Source organism: Leptospira montravelensis, from assembly GCF_004770045.1.
Taxonomy (GTDB): domain Bacteria; phylum Spirochaetota; class Leptospiria; order Leptospirales; family Leptospiraceae; genus Leptospira_A; species Leptospira_A montravelensis.
Genome location: NZ_RQFO01000004.1, coordinates 183,261 through 199,128, shown reverse-complemented (window position 1 = coordinate 199,128; position 15,868 = coordinate 183,261). Strand labels below are relative to the sequence as shown.

The following is a 15,868-nucleotide window of genomic DNA, read 5'->3' as shown; positions in this document are numbered from 1 at the left end:
TATACAGATACCTTATTCATAGATTTATCATTTTTTTCCTAAGATTACCTGATTCCATCGTTCTCGATTGTAAATCTTACTACAAATCGCATCTATTTTTATATTATTTTGTCTAATATAATCGCTATAATTTTCGATATCGTGGTCCCTACCTTGTAATTCAGGACTCACTAAACACAAAGAATAACCAAGAGAGTGAATTTCAACTTCTATCTCCTTATTCAATGGAAAGTTAGAAAAACAATCCACCCATACCCACTTAACCTTGCCCTTCATTATTCTAATTGTATCCATTCCCTCGAATTCAGAAAACCGTAATGCAATATTTGATTCTCCTTCATTTGAGAGTTTGTAAATCATTGGGAAAGAAGAATCTAAAAAGAAATAGTTCTTAATATTGTATTTTCTTAAGAGCTCTAAAATTTTATGTTCAATCCGTTCTGATTTTACATTTAAAATCAAAATTCCAGTTTGTTTATATTGAGATAAATAATGATCAAAATCTTCACCTTCAATAAATGGATCATGGGCTAAAATGAGCTTATCTCCAAAGTCACGAATGTCAATCTCCACTCCTACATCTGCAGATAATTGCGTTAATCCACTAGAAGTGTTAACCCTATGTGCAATAAACTTAATATTACTCATAACGATAATCAAAGACCTTTCTTCAATTTTAAACTGAAATCAATAGTTCGTTTAATAAACTTCCATTTAGAAGCGAAACCATTATTCCAGCTAGATTCGCCATGAACTCGAGGAGGAAATTCTACTGGAAATCTTATAACTTCCATATCCTTAACTTTAGCTGTATATATTGCATATAAATCTAGTGAAAAATCACTAGGAGGTTTTTCCCATACTTCAAAAAAGGAGCGATGAAAAAGATTGGGTTGGCCATTAATATCCCACAAGGAAGCACCTAAATAAATACTTTCAAAAATACTCATTCCGAAGGTGAAGAATTCATCAAAAAATGGTCGTCCACGCCTAAGTCCTTTCACATATACATTCTGTGGTTGATTTGCAGATTCCAATATTTCAATTCCTCGCAGAATATCGAAGGGATCGGTTTGCATATCAGCGTGTGTCCACCCTAAATATTCAGACTTTGAGTGCCTGAGCCCTGATAAAATTCCAAAACCATACCCTTGGTTTCGTTCTACGCGAATTGATTCTGCAAATGGATAGTTAGGGACTAACTCCCGAATGATTGCCGGAGAGTTGTCAGTTGATCCATTGTCAACAAGTAGTATACCAACATCATTACGATTTAAAATCTTACGGAATCTTTCTAAAAGCAAAGGAATATTTTTTGATTCGTTATAACAGGGAATCGTTACTTGCAGTTTCATTTTCTAAATACCCAAAATTTCTGGCCTAAATAATTTAAAATTGTAGAAGTTCCTGTAGCACAAAGAAATGCGAAAAAAACAAAACCCGGTAACACTTTCAAGGACAAATTGTTTACTAAAACATTGGCAATCAATGTAGATAGATACAAACCTGCAAATTTTAGAATTTCTATTGGCGAAAATTCTTTTTTTCCGAAAGTCATATATTTATTTATGATAAAAGCAATTATAGAACCTAATACAAATGAAATTCCTTTCGAAAATGTTACAGGTATAAATTCTCTTAAAACATAATAAGTAGATAAATCAGTTCCAACTGCACAAATACCAGCTACTAAAAACCAAATGATTTCTCTCTTCATGGTTTTTTATATGGATGCCAATCTACTTTATCAAACAATTCTTGCCAGTATAGAAACGTTTTGTAATCATCAGGAGTACCCCAGCATATGTAATGGTCAATGGGGAAGGAAACAAATTTGTAACCCATTTCAACACCAAGCCCAACCATTGAATCAATATAAAACTCATTATTAACTCTAATATCTCTTTGAATTAATTGAGCTAGAATAGCTTTAAAGATTCCAATTGACCTAAAATAAAAAGCACCTACAATTGCTTGGTCTTTTATAGGAGTATCGGAAATCGGCTTCTTAACAGAAACTGACTGAACTATATTATTTTCTTGTTTCACCCAGCCATACATCTCCGGATGTATTTCTGACGTCGGATTACCAGAAAAGGTAAACACAATACCATCTATCCTATCATCTTGCATTAATTTGTGTAATTTGTCCAAATCATACAACATACCATTATCACTTGCTGCAATCATCAATGATGACGAATCAGGTAATCCGTTTAGTCCTAAATTGACGGTAATAGCTTGACCTTCTGTTAAATTTGGAATTTTCTTAACTTTTGCGCTAGAAAGATGTTTTTGAATTTCACTTTCAATCGGATAATTTTGACAATGAACACTCTGTGCAACAAACAATACTGTTTCGGCATTAGGTAAACTATTTGCTGCATGTACAACCATAGGAATACCATCAATTGGTAATATTGGTTTAGGTATCGTATACCCTTCTTTCGAAAAACGAGAACCCATTCCCGCCATTGGAATTACGTTAATCTGCTTTGGAATTGCTGGTTGCGAAATTCTAACTTTCGACAAACCTTTAAAAATATTTGACCAGTAGAGATATTCTTCTAGTTCTCCTGGAGTTCCCCATTGCAACATATGGTCTATTTCAAATATTCTAACTTTAAGACCATCTTCTACTAAAAGATTGTAAACTACACTTACATAAAATTCACCGTTTAGATCAATTCCCTTATCGAATGTCTTCTGAAAGTAATATTTACAAATCTTTCCTGTTCGAAAGTAATAGGTACCATCACTTGCAAATTCATTCATTCGAAATTCAGTAAATGGTTTTTTTTCCTGAATTGCAATCATCCAACGGTCTTTTTCTTTCATAAATGCATAATTGATTTTACCTAACATATGTGGATGAAATCCTTTATAAGCAGAAATACCTCCGTCAGCAAGATGTTCCCTTAGATCGGCTAAAAACTCTTTATAATTCCAATCTTTTCCAAAATCACAATAATTAACGATTACTTCTTCCTCATCATCAATTTCATTAAATATCTGCATCACGGCAAATACTGGACCTAATTTATGAGGAGGAATCGAACGTATACTTGCTCCAGGAATTAGTCCTAGTAGCACCGAACGCATATCTGTAGTTTTTAGATGTTCTTCATTACAGATAAATGTAAATTTTGTTTCTCCAGGAAACATATCGATCACATGAGCAATAATAGGTTTACCATCGACTTCAATAAGCGGCTTAGGTTGGGTATAACCTGCATCTAGAAAACGTTTTCCTATACCAGACATTGGAATAATAATATGCATTTTATAATTCTTTCCTGTATTTCTCGGCTTCCCAGTGTGAAAGATATAGAATCTCCTCTTTCTCTAGTGAAACAATATGATTGGCATTTGCTTCAGCAATAGTGGAATGAAGTTCCCAAACTTCAGCGATTTCATTCGCTTTTGTAAAGTTCGATCCGTTTGCATAAGCAATAGATTCAATAATAAATATTTTAGGTGGAATAGTAAATTCTTTCAAATATTTTTGAATATCGGTTGTTAAATCAACTTCCCTAGTTACTAAAGCACCTCCACCAAAAAATACAACTCCATCAGGAAAAAAAGGTCTTTGGCTTACCTTCATTGTATCATTTACTTTTTTTAGTGGAATCGTCACGCATGGCAAATGAAACAAATTTTCCATAACCATGCTAATTTTATTTGCGGTTGCATACTTTGTTTCTATCGAAATTGAATTACCAATTGTAGAATCAATTTTTTCTAATACTAACAAAGTTTTGTTCCAAGTCAATTCTGGATTATCATCATAAACAACCATTCCATGATTTTCTAATATGATTGCTTTTGGTTCATGTCCAGTTCTTATAATAAATTCATTTCTAGACTTATTTAGTGCTAACGTAAGTTCGATACCTGGAGTCGCATAAGAAACAAATGCGAAAATATCATTAAACTGTTCTCTATTCTTTCCACCACTAAAAAATTCTAATACGATCAAGGGATGTGTATGAAATACTGTACCAGGACAAATTGCATGAAGCAAAGTTTCTATTGAAGGTCTTTTATCCAAAGTTAAGTTACAAGTAGTAACAATCTCATTTGCTTTAGATTCTCTTTTTTCTCGATCTAAAGATTCCCAGTCGACAGTAAAAAACAGTTCCGTCAACTTTCGATTATCTAATTTTGCAAAGTTAGTAATTGTAACAATATCTGATAGCCTTACTCCGGATGCTTTAACATAAAGGTGTCCATCCTCATCCTTTATTGATGTATTTCCTCCACCGGCTTGCACAAGATCAAATCTTTCCCCTATACGTCTGGAATAAAATGCAAGTTGATTAAACATGATCAAAAATTACACCCCTTAGTGTCTTTAAATCACTTACCCGAATCATCATCGGATTAGATTTTTGTGGATCTGTATCATTAGAAATCCAAAATGCTTTTATACCGACTGAATTTGCTCCGAAAATATCTTTAGAATAACTGTCACCTACAAAGACAACATTGTCTGGCGAATTCAAATTTAGTTTGTTCAGGGCCAAATTAAAAATCGCTGGATTCGGTTTATCAGCACCTGCCTCTTCACTTGTAACAATAACATTAATATAATCTTCCAAACCTAAATAAAGTATTTTGCGATACTGTATCTCAGCAACAAGGTCAGTAACAATAGCAATTTTTACGTTACGTTTTACTAAATCATCGAATATAGGAATTACGTTTTCATTTAATTCCATTCTTGAAAAATAACCTTTCCAATAAACTTCTTCCAAATATTTTGCGTAAGTAATTGGATTTTTATCAAAACTTTCACAAAGTTTTGTCATATACAATAAGCGATGATGAGAGGCGGCGGTTTCTTTCAGTTGATCATGAACAATTCTTCTTGAACTTTCGTATTTAGCTAGAACATCTTCTTTTTTAAGTCCCCATGCTAAAGTCAAATAAGAGACCAACTGATTAATGCCTTCCTCATGACACGGATTGTAAGCATATAGAGTATCGTCCAAATCAAAGAGTACGGCTTTCAAGATATAATTTCCCTAGATTCACTAAGCCTTTTAAAAATTAGCAATAAAGTAAAATACTGAATGGTTCCATAATAACCATTATCCCAATTTATCTCTCCAGGCACTAAATCCTCCCGGTTTGAAATTGATAATTCTACAAGTGAACTCAAATAATCAGTAGGTATTGGATCAAAGAAAATTAAATATTGTCTTTGAAGATCTTCCATATAATTCCACTCAAAAAGGTAGCCTTTTTCTTCTAAATCAACTGCTATCGACTCAATAGAAAATTCGGAAAGCATAGTGAGTTTCAATCCAACTTTAATCTCAGCATTTTCATCCCCTATTTCAAATGGATGACGAGAGAAATACTCTATACAAATATCCGCAAATCCCTTTTGAGGTTGAATAAATTTTCGCGAATCTTCTTCCCTATCAAAAATTTGTTTCAATATATTATCTTTCTTGTATCCCCTTTTTTGCGTATCACGAATGATCTTCCAATGTTTACGTAAAGGTTCCTCAGTATCTAAAAATATTTTGATATCCATTACCTTACGCATTTTAGGAAGATAAAAACTATGCAGACCACTTAAAATGATATACTCTGCAGGTTGGATTGGTTCTGGTTTCGTAAACTGACCAGTATGATGATCATAATCAGGACGATAAATAATCTCTCCTTTCTTCAGAAGAAATAAATTCTCGGCCTGTCTTTCTAAATAATTGGCCCTTGGATTTAAATGAGTAAATTTTTCATAATTTTGATTTCCTCTTTCCCATCTATGATCGCCATCACCTTCTAAAAGCGTAACAGAATGACCCAAAAGTTTTGCTAAACTTTGCAATAAAGTTGATTTTCCTGCACCGCTATCACCTCCAATTCCAATTAGAATACCAGAAGGTTTATGATATATACGATTAGAACGAACTCCCAAACCATAAATTGCATAAAGATTAGCAATTAATGAAACACTTAGCCCAGTAAAAAAAATACCATTCAATCTATCGATGTTTACCTTTGGTAAAAACTCATTTCCAAGAAAACGCAAATCTACATAATCACCTTCCCAAGAAAAAAGAAAAAATATAAGGTAAGTTAAATTTAATGCACTCGATAAATAAATTATATGACGGTCCTTCTTTACAAATTTAAGATAAAAATAAACTAAGAAAGGAATCGTCCAAACATACCATCCTGGCGCTGGTGGAATTGTAAGCACAAAGACTGAAAATAAAATTGCTAACCAAGTTACCAATAAGTCTGGATTCATTTTTTTATAAGAAAAAAACTTAAAATATATTAACGAAGTTGAGAATATAGGAATAATTAGCTGATAATCCCCTATTTTATATATTGTGGAAAAAATTAAATCCTGCTTAGGATTTGATAAAACAATTTTACGAAAGGATTCACTAAAATACCAAGGCAACGAAAAAAGAAAGAAAGTAAAAACCAATGGATACGAAAAGCTGAAGAATTTATCTTTATTTTTTCGATACAGATAAAACAAAAACATTGGAAGAGCAGCAATTACATTCAACTTAAAAGAGATTGCTAATCCAAAAATACAACCAGAATGAACAAATTTTTCTTTGATTAAAAGAAAGAGAGCTAAAAACAAAAACGATGTAGGCAAAAGATCTAATTGTCCATGTAAATAAACCACGTAAAATACAATTGGTGAGGAAAAATAGATTGTTTGAATTGCCCTTTCTCTACTTGGAAATAAAAACTTCAATATATAATAAATTAAAACATCGGCAAACAAATTAGGTAGCACAAGAAATACTCTTTGAACAAAACCACTAAAACCAAAATAAACTGGCAGAATTTGAAAAAAACCCAATACATATAACATTAATGGATGATAAGGGAACGCATCAAAATGGTTTTCTTTCAATGCTATCGACCAAGGATTAGCAGGAAAATTTACAATCGCAGATTTTAAAAATGGCAAAAAAAGCTCATTTTGATAATCAGAAGAAAATAAAAACAACGCACAAGTTTTTATAATTAAAATTATATAAAATATCATTCTGACCTACGAACTAACATAAGAATTGTTGTCTTTTCCTTCCATCTAGGTTTCTTTTAAAGCCAATCTTTAGTTTATCAAAAAACCATTTTCCAAATTTAGATCTTAGTTAATATTAAGCTTCTAGTAAATTTAGAAATTAGGATAAGAACTCAACAAACCTACAGTTGATTTAACGTAAAACATTTCTTTCCAAAATGAAACTACCCTATCTCATCTATTCAATAAAACCAAATTTTCTATCATCATTAAAAAGAAAATTTACAATACAAACAATAGAAAAGCCATAATAAAAACCATATATAATCAATTGATCAACCAAATAACCACCCAAAATATTTGGTTGAACTAAAATAAAAATCAAAACATATATCAATAAAAGAATGGCGGAAACTGAATTCTTTAACACTTGATCCCAAGACAAATTAACGATCAATAAATAGAACATAACGGGAATAAAATACACTAAATGTGCAAACCAAAATACTGGCGAAAAGGTTGGGACAAAAGAAAGTGTAATTAGAATTGATACGATTATCGAATCGGATTTGAGCAACAAAAATATAAGTAAAAATAAAAGCAAAAGACAAAGAACAACATAAATCAAATCAATAAATCGGGTATCTAACAAATTAATTTTAAAGAAATGAGTATTGGGAATATCTGCGTAATCATATGGGTACCACCTACCTGAGACTGAGGTACTCCTGAAAACAAATTGTAAAGTATTGATTTCAAACTATTGGAAACCGAACCACAACAAAAACCATTGGAGATACCAATTGAAGTGTTAATATATTCTTTAAAAAGATTATAATAATTTTCTAAGGAAATACCTGTTTCAACAATATGGAATAAAGGCGAAAATAACAAAAACATTATAAATGGAAGACAAAAGTGAATCAATTTTTTATATTTTTTGTTTTTTAGAAACTCAAACAATACTGGTAATAATAATATCAGAAAAAAAGGTTTAAACTGAATTAAAAAAGCCAGTAAGATTGAAGCGCTTAACAAGTTTCCATTTATAATGCAATATAAAAATAATGACAAAGGGAATAACAATAACAAATCGATTTGAGCAATAAAAAAACTTTCATTGATGATAAAAAAGAATGAAGAGAGCATCAGAAACAATGGCACGAATATATATATATATATATATTTATTTCTTTGCCGTTTACTAAAAATACCAAAAAATATTAACAATGATAAATAAATACCAAATCCATTGGCAAAAATAAGTAAACTATAGGCATACTTTTCACCAAACATCAAAAATAACGAAAAAAACTGCGATATTTGAGGAGAATATGTATAGGGTGCTGTACCTAGCGGATTATATATTGATAAAAAATCCTTATCTACATATCTTAATCCTGTAATTACAAAAGAATTTCCATCCAATTTTCTTTCTACAGAATGATATGCGGATAAAGAAAGAATTATTCCAAAAATTATATTAAAAAAATTTCCTTGCTGTTTTTAAATTTCATCTTAATAATAAATATGTTTTCGATCTATAAAGTTCGTTTTCATAGGTAGAATCAACTTTCCAACCTAAACTCAAAAGATGATTTACCTTTTCTAAAGAGGGAGTCCAATCAGAAATAATCACAGCTAGAATTTCTTTATTTTTATTTATATCCGCACTTTCCATCCCACCCCAAGGATATCCAAATCGTGAAATTGATGTAATTTCATTTAATGTAAAACCGGCTAATATAAAAGGCATTTCTCCATATATTATCCCATCTAGGTAAGAATTTTTGGTTAAACCTAACGTTTTTATTCGCTCAAGAGGTTTTGTCGTATCGTAAACTATTTCAGACGCCCCCCGAATCTTTCCAGTTTTAATCCCGCTGAATATTGACTCATCAAGGAACTGACTATAGAAATGAAAATTTACTGAAATGAATATTCCATAAAAAAATAAACAAAGAAAAACTAATTTTAAAATGAACTGGTTAAATTTATATAAGAACATTCCTAAATTAACTAAACCCAAAATACAAAATGGCATTATAAATTCAGCTTGGTACCTACCAAGACCCCATAAACCAGGCTTGATGGAATAAAACATAATATAAGCTAGAGTGAAAAATAAAATTACCAAAAATGAGTATAGGCTGAACTTTTTAACACGAATACAAAAGGCAAATGGAAATAAAAATATCCAAGGTATGAATATGGATTGGTAAGCAAACTTCATCGATGCAAAATCAGAAAAAGACATTCGCAATGACTCTATTATAGAAAGGCCTGTACCAGTCGCGGGTGAACCTTGAAGTATAGAACTAAAAACATAAGGCAAAGCAATTAAACTTGGGGAAAATACAAGAATTGTTTTATTGATTTCATTTTTCGAAAAAATTCGATCTAGTCTTCTATTAAAGAACCAATGCATAACTAAAGGAAAAAATCCCAAAAAAGCAGAAGCTCTCATCAAAGAAGCAAAGGATATAAAGAGAAAAGAAAGGAAAAATGATCTATTATCTTTTTTCCCATAAAACAAAAATAACAAAATCCCTGACCAGGAAATAGCTGTCCAAATAGATGGCTCCACTATATAGGCAACATGAACTAAAATAGGTATAGTAGCAACACAACCAACTAACAACACTGCAATATTCTTTTTAAAATGAAATCTTAGAATTGGAAAAATAATCAAAGTGAAAAGAAATAATGCAACAAATCCAGGAATTCTAAATGAGAAATTTGATAAACCCATAACACTTGCAGATAAAGCTAATGGAAATAAACGGAATGGAGGATGAATATCATTTATACGATATTCATTGATCGGTAAAAAAAACAGAATACAGAATAAGACAATGACAATCAGGCTATTTTTTTTTAGTGATTTCAAAACAATTAAAATTACTAGTAATAAAAAAACAAAACTTTTTAACATTTCATGAATTAATACCTGATCAAATGGCTTTTCGGTGCACCCAATTTCTAAAACACAAATTTTCTTTGCATATATTACCCAAGGTAAAATTGCCATATATGCATGGTGAAATTGATCACTAACTAAATCTTGGCGGAAATGTGGTATGTTAACAATAAAAAGAATCAAAAACAAAATAAATATTTTGGATATTGTTCCTAACTCAATAAAATATTGAAAAGAGTTTCTCTTATTCCCAATATACCAAAAAATAATGCTTAACACGACAAAAAAATAAATGGCTTTTAAATATGCATTATCCGATAGAAAAAAAGAATTTTCTTGGAGTATATAAGTCCATATCAAGGCAAAGAATATTAGGACCTCAAGTAAAGGAGCAAAATTAAATCTCATAGTATGATTAAAATTACTTAAACAAAATCCATAATGTTAAAATTTACCGGATCGTCCAAAAATTCCATGAATTATCCCTCTAATCATCATTTTGAAATGTTCCAAAGGTTTTTCAGTAAATATGGAATAAAAAACAAACTTTAAAATCAATCTATAACAATCTACGAGTTTCCAATTTAGAGGAATCCAGTCTACTTTGTACAAAAGAATCGCATTTCTAAAATGGTAATAATGGCGTAGAGGTGAATGGATAGGAATATTTTTATTTAAAAATTTTCGTGGTTTGTCGCCTAACGAATGATTCATGAGGGCATTACATACGCCATAATTTTGAAATCCTTTATTTTTTGCTCTCAAACCCCATTCAATATCAACATAATCTATGAAAAGATCTTCCCTCATATCCCCAATCTCGTTTAAAGCCGGCATAGAAACCATTGAACCAGATGCAATCACATAATCTACGGGCACTAAAGAGTCCTCATATTTACAATTACACCTTATCATTCGCAATCCAACAAACCTAAGAAATGGTGGCGGGTTATTTTGTCTCGGATCATTATACCTAGAACCTAATATTCCAATCTTAACCTTTACATCTTGTGATAATTTTTTATAGGCTTCGATTAATTTTAAAATTAAACTTTTATCTGGATCACTATCTTGATCAAAAAAGAGAATAAAATCAAAATTTTCTTTTTTGCATTCAATAATACCTAAATTCTGTGCTTTTGCTATTCCATAATTTTCAGGTAAAAAAATAATCTTGGCAGAATATTTTTTTGCCAGTTTCTCTAACATAACTCTATCCGTGTTTGAAGAGAAGTTATCTACTAAAACAGGAAAAACATTTTTATTTGAAATTTTTATTAATAAATTCTCAACTTCATTTAAATCTGGATTAAAACAGACAATAACTACACCTACACTAGGATCTGAATCTATTGCTAACAAAATATGATACCTACCTGTTCGACCATACTAAATATACTCTAACCAACCATCTTTTTAAAATCTTTTTAAAAAAAATAAAATTTAGATCAAATAACTTTCTCTTTCTATCTTTATACTTTTTTAATATTTGCTTTTTCTCATTAATCAAAAGTTTCTTATTTCTAAAAGTTGTCTTTCTATCAATAAATCCCACGTAAATTTCCATATATTTCTTGGCCATTTCAGAAACAGAAATTAAATCTTCGCTCTTAATACTTTCTTTTTTTAACTTTATCAACGAGCGATCTTCAGCTAGTTTAAGTAAAAGTCGAATCACTTGCTTTGAATCTATTTCACTAACAACCCAACCAGCATTGAAACGAGTTACCCTTTCGGCTTGGGCCCCCAAATTAAAACATATTATAGGAATGCGGTTAGCAATCAGTTCACTAATGGTATAGGAATAAGATTCCGCAGTGATTGATAATTGTAAGGATAAATCATAATCATTCGCCTCGAATATATTGGTCAATGTCTTTGAATCGTAAACTCCTCGGTATTTTACATTCGGTAATCTATGAAATGTTTTTCCCCAGAGTTCAAATTCGCAAAACCGGAGAACATTATTATCAGAACAAATTTCCTTAATAATCTCAAATCCCTTATGATTTGAAAGGTCACCTATCAAAAGAATTTTTATTTTTTTAACAAATCTTTGCAAACGATTTAATGTGCTTCCCTCTTTTATATCTACTCCATGTTCAATTACAGAATAGTTTCTAAAATTACTAAATATTTTTAAAAGTATGGGAAGCATAGATTCATTCGGTAAAATAACCTTTGAAGCGTTCGACAAAATATTCTCAAAAAAAATACGATGTTTACTCAAATATTCAGGCTCTTTGTTTAATTGCATCATACATGATCTAAATTCGTAACTACTATCTTCTTCGGGAATACAACCGCTACAAAATCGCCCTTTCGTGTTAATTAAATTTACCGTTGGACATACAAAAAAATAATCATGCAGAGTCACAAAATACGGAAGAGAAATTTCATTTAGATCTAAGGAAAAATCTTTTAAAAAAACAAAATGATGAAAATGAATCAACTTGATACTAAACAACTTAATGATATCCAAAAGAACAGATTTAATGTTTTCACTCGAATTTAAATATTGATTCTTCTCAAAGATCAAAAATGAATACTTCTTTAAAACCTTATTTCGCTTATAAACACTGATCCCTACCTCATCTGTTCCAACAGTAGCGACAACTACAGATATCCATTCATAATTTTTTACTAGTGCGTTAGCTAAATCATTTACATTTTTCTCGGTACCGCCACCGTAACTATGATTTACAAACAATATAGGAATCAAAAATTTCTTACCATTTTATAATTTAAAAAATATGTTCCTAACTATCTGCTTCACTTTTAACTTAGCAGACAAAAACAATAACATAACCTTTAACTCCCAAGGCAGAAGTAAAAAACGTATCTTAAAAAGTTCGAAAATAATCTTCCTTCTGTTTTTTATATTTGAAGACACACCAGTTTCATCATAATCCGCAATCGAGGCTGAAAAATAATCTTTTTTTAGCTTTTCGTTTACCCATACTGTTATCAGAAATTTTTGATCACTACAAAATTTATAATTCAAATCGTATAGACCTAAAATTTGGAACAAAGTTCTTCTAAAGAATACAGCTTGGTGGCATATAACATTATCTATCCAAAATTTAAGATTAATATCGTTTGGATATTGAATCAATGTTGAGTGATTTTGATTCAAAACTGTAACATCACCATAAATAAGATCAGCATGTGAGTTAAGTGTTTTAACATTCTCTAAAACATTTTCTGTTGAAAAGACATCGCCAGAATTTAAAAAAATAAGAAATTCACCTTCACTTAATAGAATCCCTTTATTTTGTGCATCATAAATTCCTTTATCAGTTTCAATCTTTAATTTTGAGATATAAACTTCTTTCTCTCGAAGAAATTCGACACTACCATCGTTAGAAATTCCATCGATTACTATAAATTCGAAATCTCGACAAGTCTGCTTTTGAACTGATTCAAAAGTCTTTATTAATCCAATTAGATTATTCTTATTGATAGTTATTACAGAAAAATATGGTTGAGGCATTATAAAATCCAGACTATGTATCTATTTCGGAGGCGGTATTAAACTAGAATCACTTAAATCTTTGAATCTTAAAAAAATTTGTAAATCAGATCAATCGATTAGTTACTAATTTCATTATTTCTCAATAATCACTTTCCAATCACCATCGATCAATTTTAAATTTCGATTCTTATAAGGATTACAAAAGATAGAAACATCCCAACACTGCTCAGCCTTTGGTTCAAAAGTCACAAACCCATACTTAGTTGGAACCCAATTTCCTTCCGTTTGAATTTTAGGAATTTTTATTTTATCAATAAATTGAAAATCAATATGAAAAATTCTAACAATGGAAAACAGAATCGAAAGAAAAATGATTATTTTATTTAAGGCTGCTGATTTTCTTTTAAAAAAATTAAGAAAAGAAAAAGAAAAAACCATAAAAGGGAAAATCATTAAAGTTGCATAAGAAAAACGTGGATCCGGTGCAGAAAAAAACCAAGTAATATTGATTAAAAAGAGAGCCAAAACAAATTCATACAACCTAAGGTTTCTTTCAGCACTCTTCAAAAGGCCTAGAAGATAAAAGATTAAAATCGGGAATGTAATTTTATATAAATCAATTAAATAAAACGATGCATGAATATTATTGACACTATATGTTTCATACCAGGTTAAACAATACTGCCATACATTATTATAATTTGAATTACCTAAACCCTGCGACAAAGCCCAAGATTTAATAGTCTCCATATGAGACTGAGCAAGAGAAAGAGGCAACTTCCACTCTGGACTTAAAAAATCGAACTGGAGAACGGGATATACAATATATCCTGAAATTAAATAATTCGAAAGTATCCAAGGAGCAATAACAACCAGACAGATAAGTATATATTCGTAAAATTTATTAAAATATAACCTTCTGTTTCTTCCTAAAAAAAAAGGAACAAACATAAATGCTAAAAATATAGATGAAAATTTTATGGTTACTAGTAAGGCAAATAAAAGAAACTCTGAAAAAAGCGAACTTCCAGGAGCTTTTAGAAGAATCTTAAAAACAAACACAATCGATAAACAATAGGCTATTGTGTCGGGCGATATACTCACTATGAATAGCGGATGTAAACTTATCGAAACAATGACTCCTAAAGCAATTATTTTATATGCAATTTTATGACGCGGAAGGTAAAAGATTAAACTAATCAGATAGGCGATAGTTCCGAAATATATAAGTGGGTTTAGAAGATAATGACCAGGCACAAAAGGAATCAGCTTTTCTAAAACTGCAACTAGATAAAAATTTGAATTATTAAATCCAATTCGATCATGAAGATTCGCCGAACCAATAATTAACCCTTCTTGTTTTATGATTTCCACAATATGTTGATGATAAAGACCAGTATCATATGGTGATAAATCCTGTGAAAGATGAGGTAGAACATTCAAGATCGATAATAGAACTAATAAAATAATAGAAGCTACTTTCAAAATCTAAATAACTTCCTAAATCTTGCTTTAATTGAATATTCTGAAATAATTCGTTTTTTTTCTTCCTTTTCCACTAACAAGGCATTATAGAAAAGAACCGCTAAGGAAGGTAATTTCTCTAATTTATAAATATTTAATTTATACAGTAAGTCTGCAGAGTATCTTAATTGCTTAAAATAGATTTCGAATACAACATCAATTAATCCAGATTGAATCGTATAATCAGAGGAATAAGTTAAAAATCCATTTGATAATTTAATTTCATGAAAATGGTAAAAAATTAACTTTGTCTTCTTTTGATTTTCAATATCACTCACAACTATTCCATTATCAGCAGGAGAAACTTCATACTTTTCTGAATTCCAAGGAGCTAACGTTGCTTTTAAATTTTCCTGAACATACACACCATCAAACCTTGACGGCCAATCATCTAAATATTTTTGATCGCCGAATTTTCCATCTTCAATGCGATTATAGCACCATTCGATACATCGGTCAGCCCACCAATTTAGAGCACGTAGTCCTTTTTCATCCTTTTTAAATTTTATAAACTGTACACAAAAAATGCCAGAAGTGCTCGATTGATCATATTTGGGATGGTAGTTATGAGGAGTTAAAAAAACAGATTTATCCACATCTTTCGGAAATAACAATTCTGGATTTGAAAAAAAGAATAAATCAGCATCAACATAAGTACAACTTGTAAGTTGGTAATTTTCAATACAGTATTTGATAATCCAAGGTGTCAAAGTCCAACAATATTCGCCCAATGTTCTACTCGGTTTAATATCAAGCAATGTTTGATTTTCAAGAACAGCCAAAGCAATTGCGGTAACTCTTTCAGTAAACATTTTCTCAATAGCAACTTTTACGTTTTCATCCATACAAAGAACATATATATGAGCATTCTTGTCGTTCTCCAATAATGAAGAAATCATAGTTGAACCGCGCAAAAGGTAAAAGGAATTGAATAATG

14 protein-coding genes are annotated in these 15,868 nt (G+C 30.6%); all 14 read right to left on the bottom strand.

Features of this window, described 5'->3' with window-relative positions; genetic code table 11:
- Positions 1 to 27: 27 nt before the first annotated feature.
- Positions 28 to 648 (bottom strand): PI-PLC domain-containing protein, encoded by a 621-nt coding sequence (locus tag EHQ31_RS01755; protein ID WP_208652705.1) that lies wholly within the window; start codon positions 646 to 648, stop codon positions 28 to 30.
- Positions 649 to 656: 8 nt separating this feature from the next.
- On the bottom strand, positions 657 to 1,355 hold the full coding sequence (locus tag EHQ31_RS01750) for a glycosyltransferase family 2 protein (RefSeq protein WP_135569056.1): 699 nt from the start codon (positions 1,353 to 1,355) through the stop codon (positions 657 to 659).
- Positions 1,352 to 1,717: a GtrA family protein gene (locus EHQ31_RS01745; RefSeq protein ID WP_135569054.1), complete on the bottom strand. Its 366-nt coding sequence runs from the start codon at positions 1,715 to 1,717 to the stop codon at positions 1,352 to 1,354. Before EHQ31_RS01745 ends, EHQ31_RS01750 begins: the two co-directional genes overlap by 4 nt.
- Complete coding sequence (locus EHQ31_RS01740; protein WP_135569052.1) at positions 1,714 to 3,282, bottom strand: NTP transferase domain-containing protein; 1,569 nt, start codon at positions 3,280 to 3,282, stop codon at positions 1,714 to 1,716. The genes EHQ31_RS01745 and EHQ31_RS01740 overlap by 4 nt, the downstream gene beginning before the upstream one ends.
- Position 3,283: 1 nt before the next feature.
- Positions 3,284 to 4,327 carry a class II aldolase/adducin family protein gene (locus tag EHQ31_RS01735; RefSeq protein ID WP_135569050.1) on the bottom strand — a complete coding sequence of 348 codons (1,044 nt, stop codon included), beginning with the start codon at positions 4,325 to 4,327 and terminating at the stop codon, positions 3,284 to 3,286.
- Entirely contained in the window at positions 4,320 to 5,015 is a 696-nt protein-coding gene (locus EHQ31_RS01730) for an HAD family hydrolase (RefSeq protein ID WP_167481625.1), read from the bottom strand. The genes EHQ31_RS01735 and EHQ31_RS01730 overlap by 8 nt, the downstream gene beginning before the upstream one ends.
- Positions 5,012 to 6,538, bottom strand: a complete 1,527-nt coding sequence (locus tag EHQ31_RS01725; RefSeq protein WP_244247235.1) for a hypothetical protein — start codon at positions 6,536 to 6,538, stop codon at positions 5,012 to 5,014. Before EHQ31_RS01725 ends, EHQ31_RS01730 begins: the two co-directional genes overlap by 4 nt.
- A gap of 1,119 nt (positions 6,539 to 7,657) precedes the next feature.
- Positions 7,658 to 8,440 carry a hypothetical protein gene (locus tag EHQ31_RS01720; RefSeq protein WP_135569043.1) on the bottom strand — a complete coding sequence of 261 codons (783 nt, stop codon included), beginning with the start codon at positions 8,438 to 8,440 and terminating at the stop codon, positions 7,658 to 7,660.
- A gap of 85 nt (positions 8,441 to 8,525) precedes the next feature.
- Positions 8,526 to 10,340, bottom strand: coding sequence for a glycosyltransferase family 39 protein (locus tag EHQ31_RS01715; protein WP_135569041.1), 1,815 nt, complete (start codon positions 10,338 to 10,340; stop codon positions 8,526 to 8,528).
- 36 nt (positions 10,341 to 10,376) lie between these two features.
- Entirely contained in the window at positions 10,377 to 11,294 is a 918-nt protein-coding gene (locus EHQ31_RS01710) for a glycosyltransferase family 2 protein (RefSeq protein WP_167481624.1), read from the bottom strand.
- A 10-nt stretch (positions 11,295 to 11,304) separates the two neighbouring features.
- A complete protein-coding gene (locus EHQ31_RS01705) occupies positions 11,305 to 12,654 on the bottom strand; it encodes a glycosyltransferase family protein (protein ID WP_135569037.1) in 1,350 nt (449 codons plus the stop codon).
- A gap of 15 nt (positions 12,655 to 12,669) precedes the next feature.
- A complete protein-coding gene (locus tag EHQ31_RS01700; RefSeq protein ID WP_135569035.1) occupies positions 12,670 to 13,425 on the bottom strand; it encodes a glycosyltransferase family 2 protein in 756 nt (251 codons plus the stop codon).
- Between the two features lie 114 nt (positions 13,426 to 13,539).
- Complete coding sequence (locus EHQ31_RS01695) at positions 13,540 to 14,892, bottom strand: DUF8201 family protein (RefSeq protein ID WP_135569033.1); 1,353 nt, start codon at positions 14,890 to 14,892, stop codon at positions 13,540 to 13,542.
- Positions 14,889 to 15,830, bottom strand: coding sequence for a glycosyl transferase (locus EHQ31_RS01690; protein WP_167882028.1), 942 nt, complete (start codon positions 15,828 to 15,830; stop codon positions 14,889 to 14,891). The genes EHQ31_RS01695 and EHQ31_RS01690 overlap by 4 nt, the downstream gene beginning before the upstream one ends.
- Between the last annotated feature and the right edge of the window lie 38 nt (positions 15,831 to 15,868).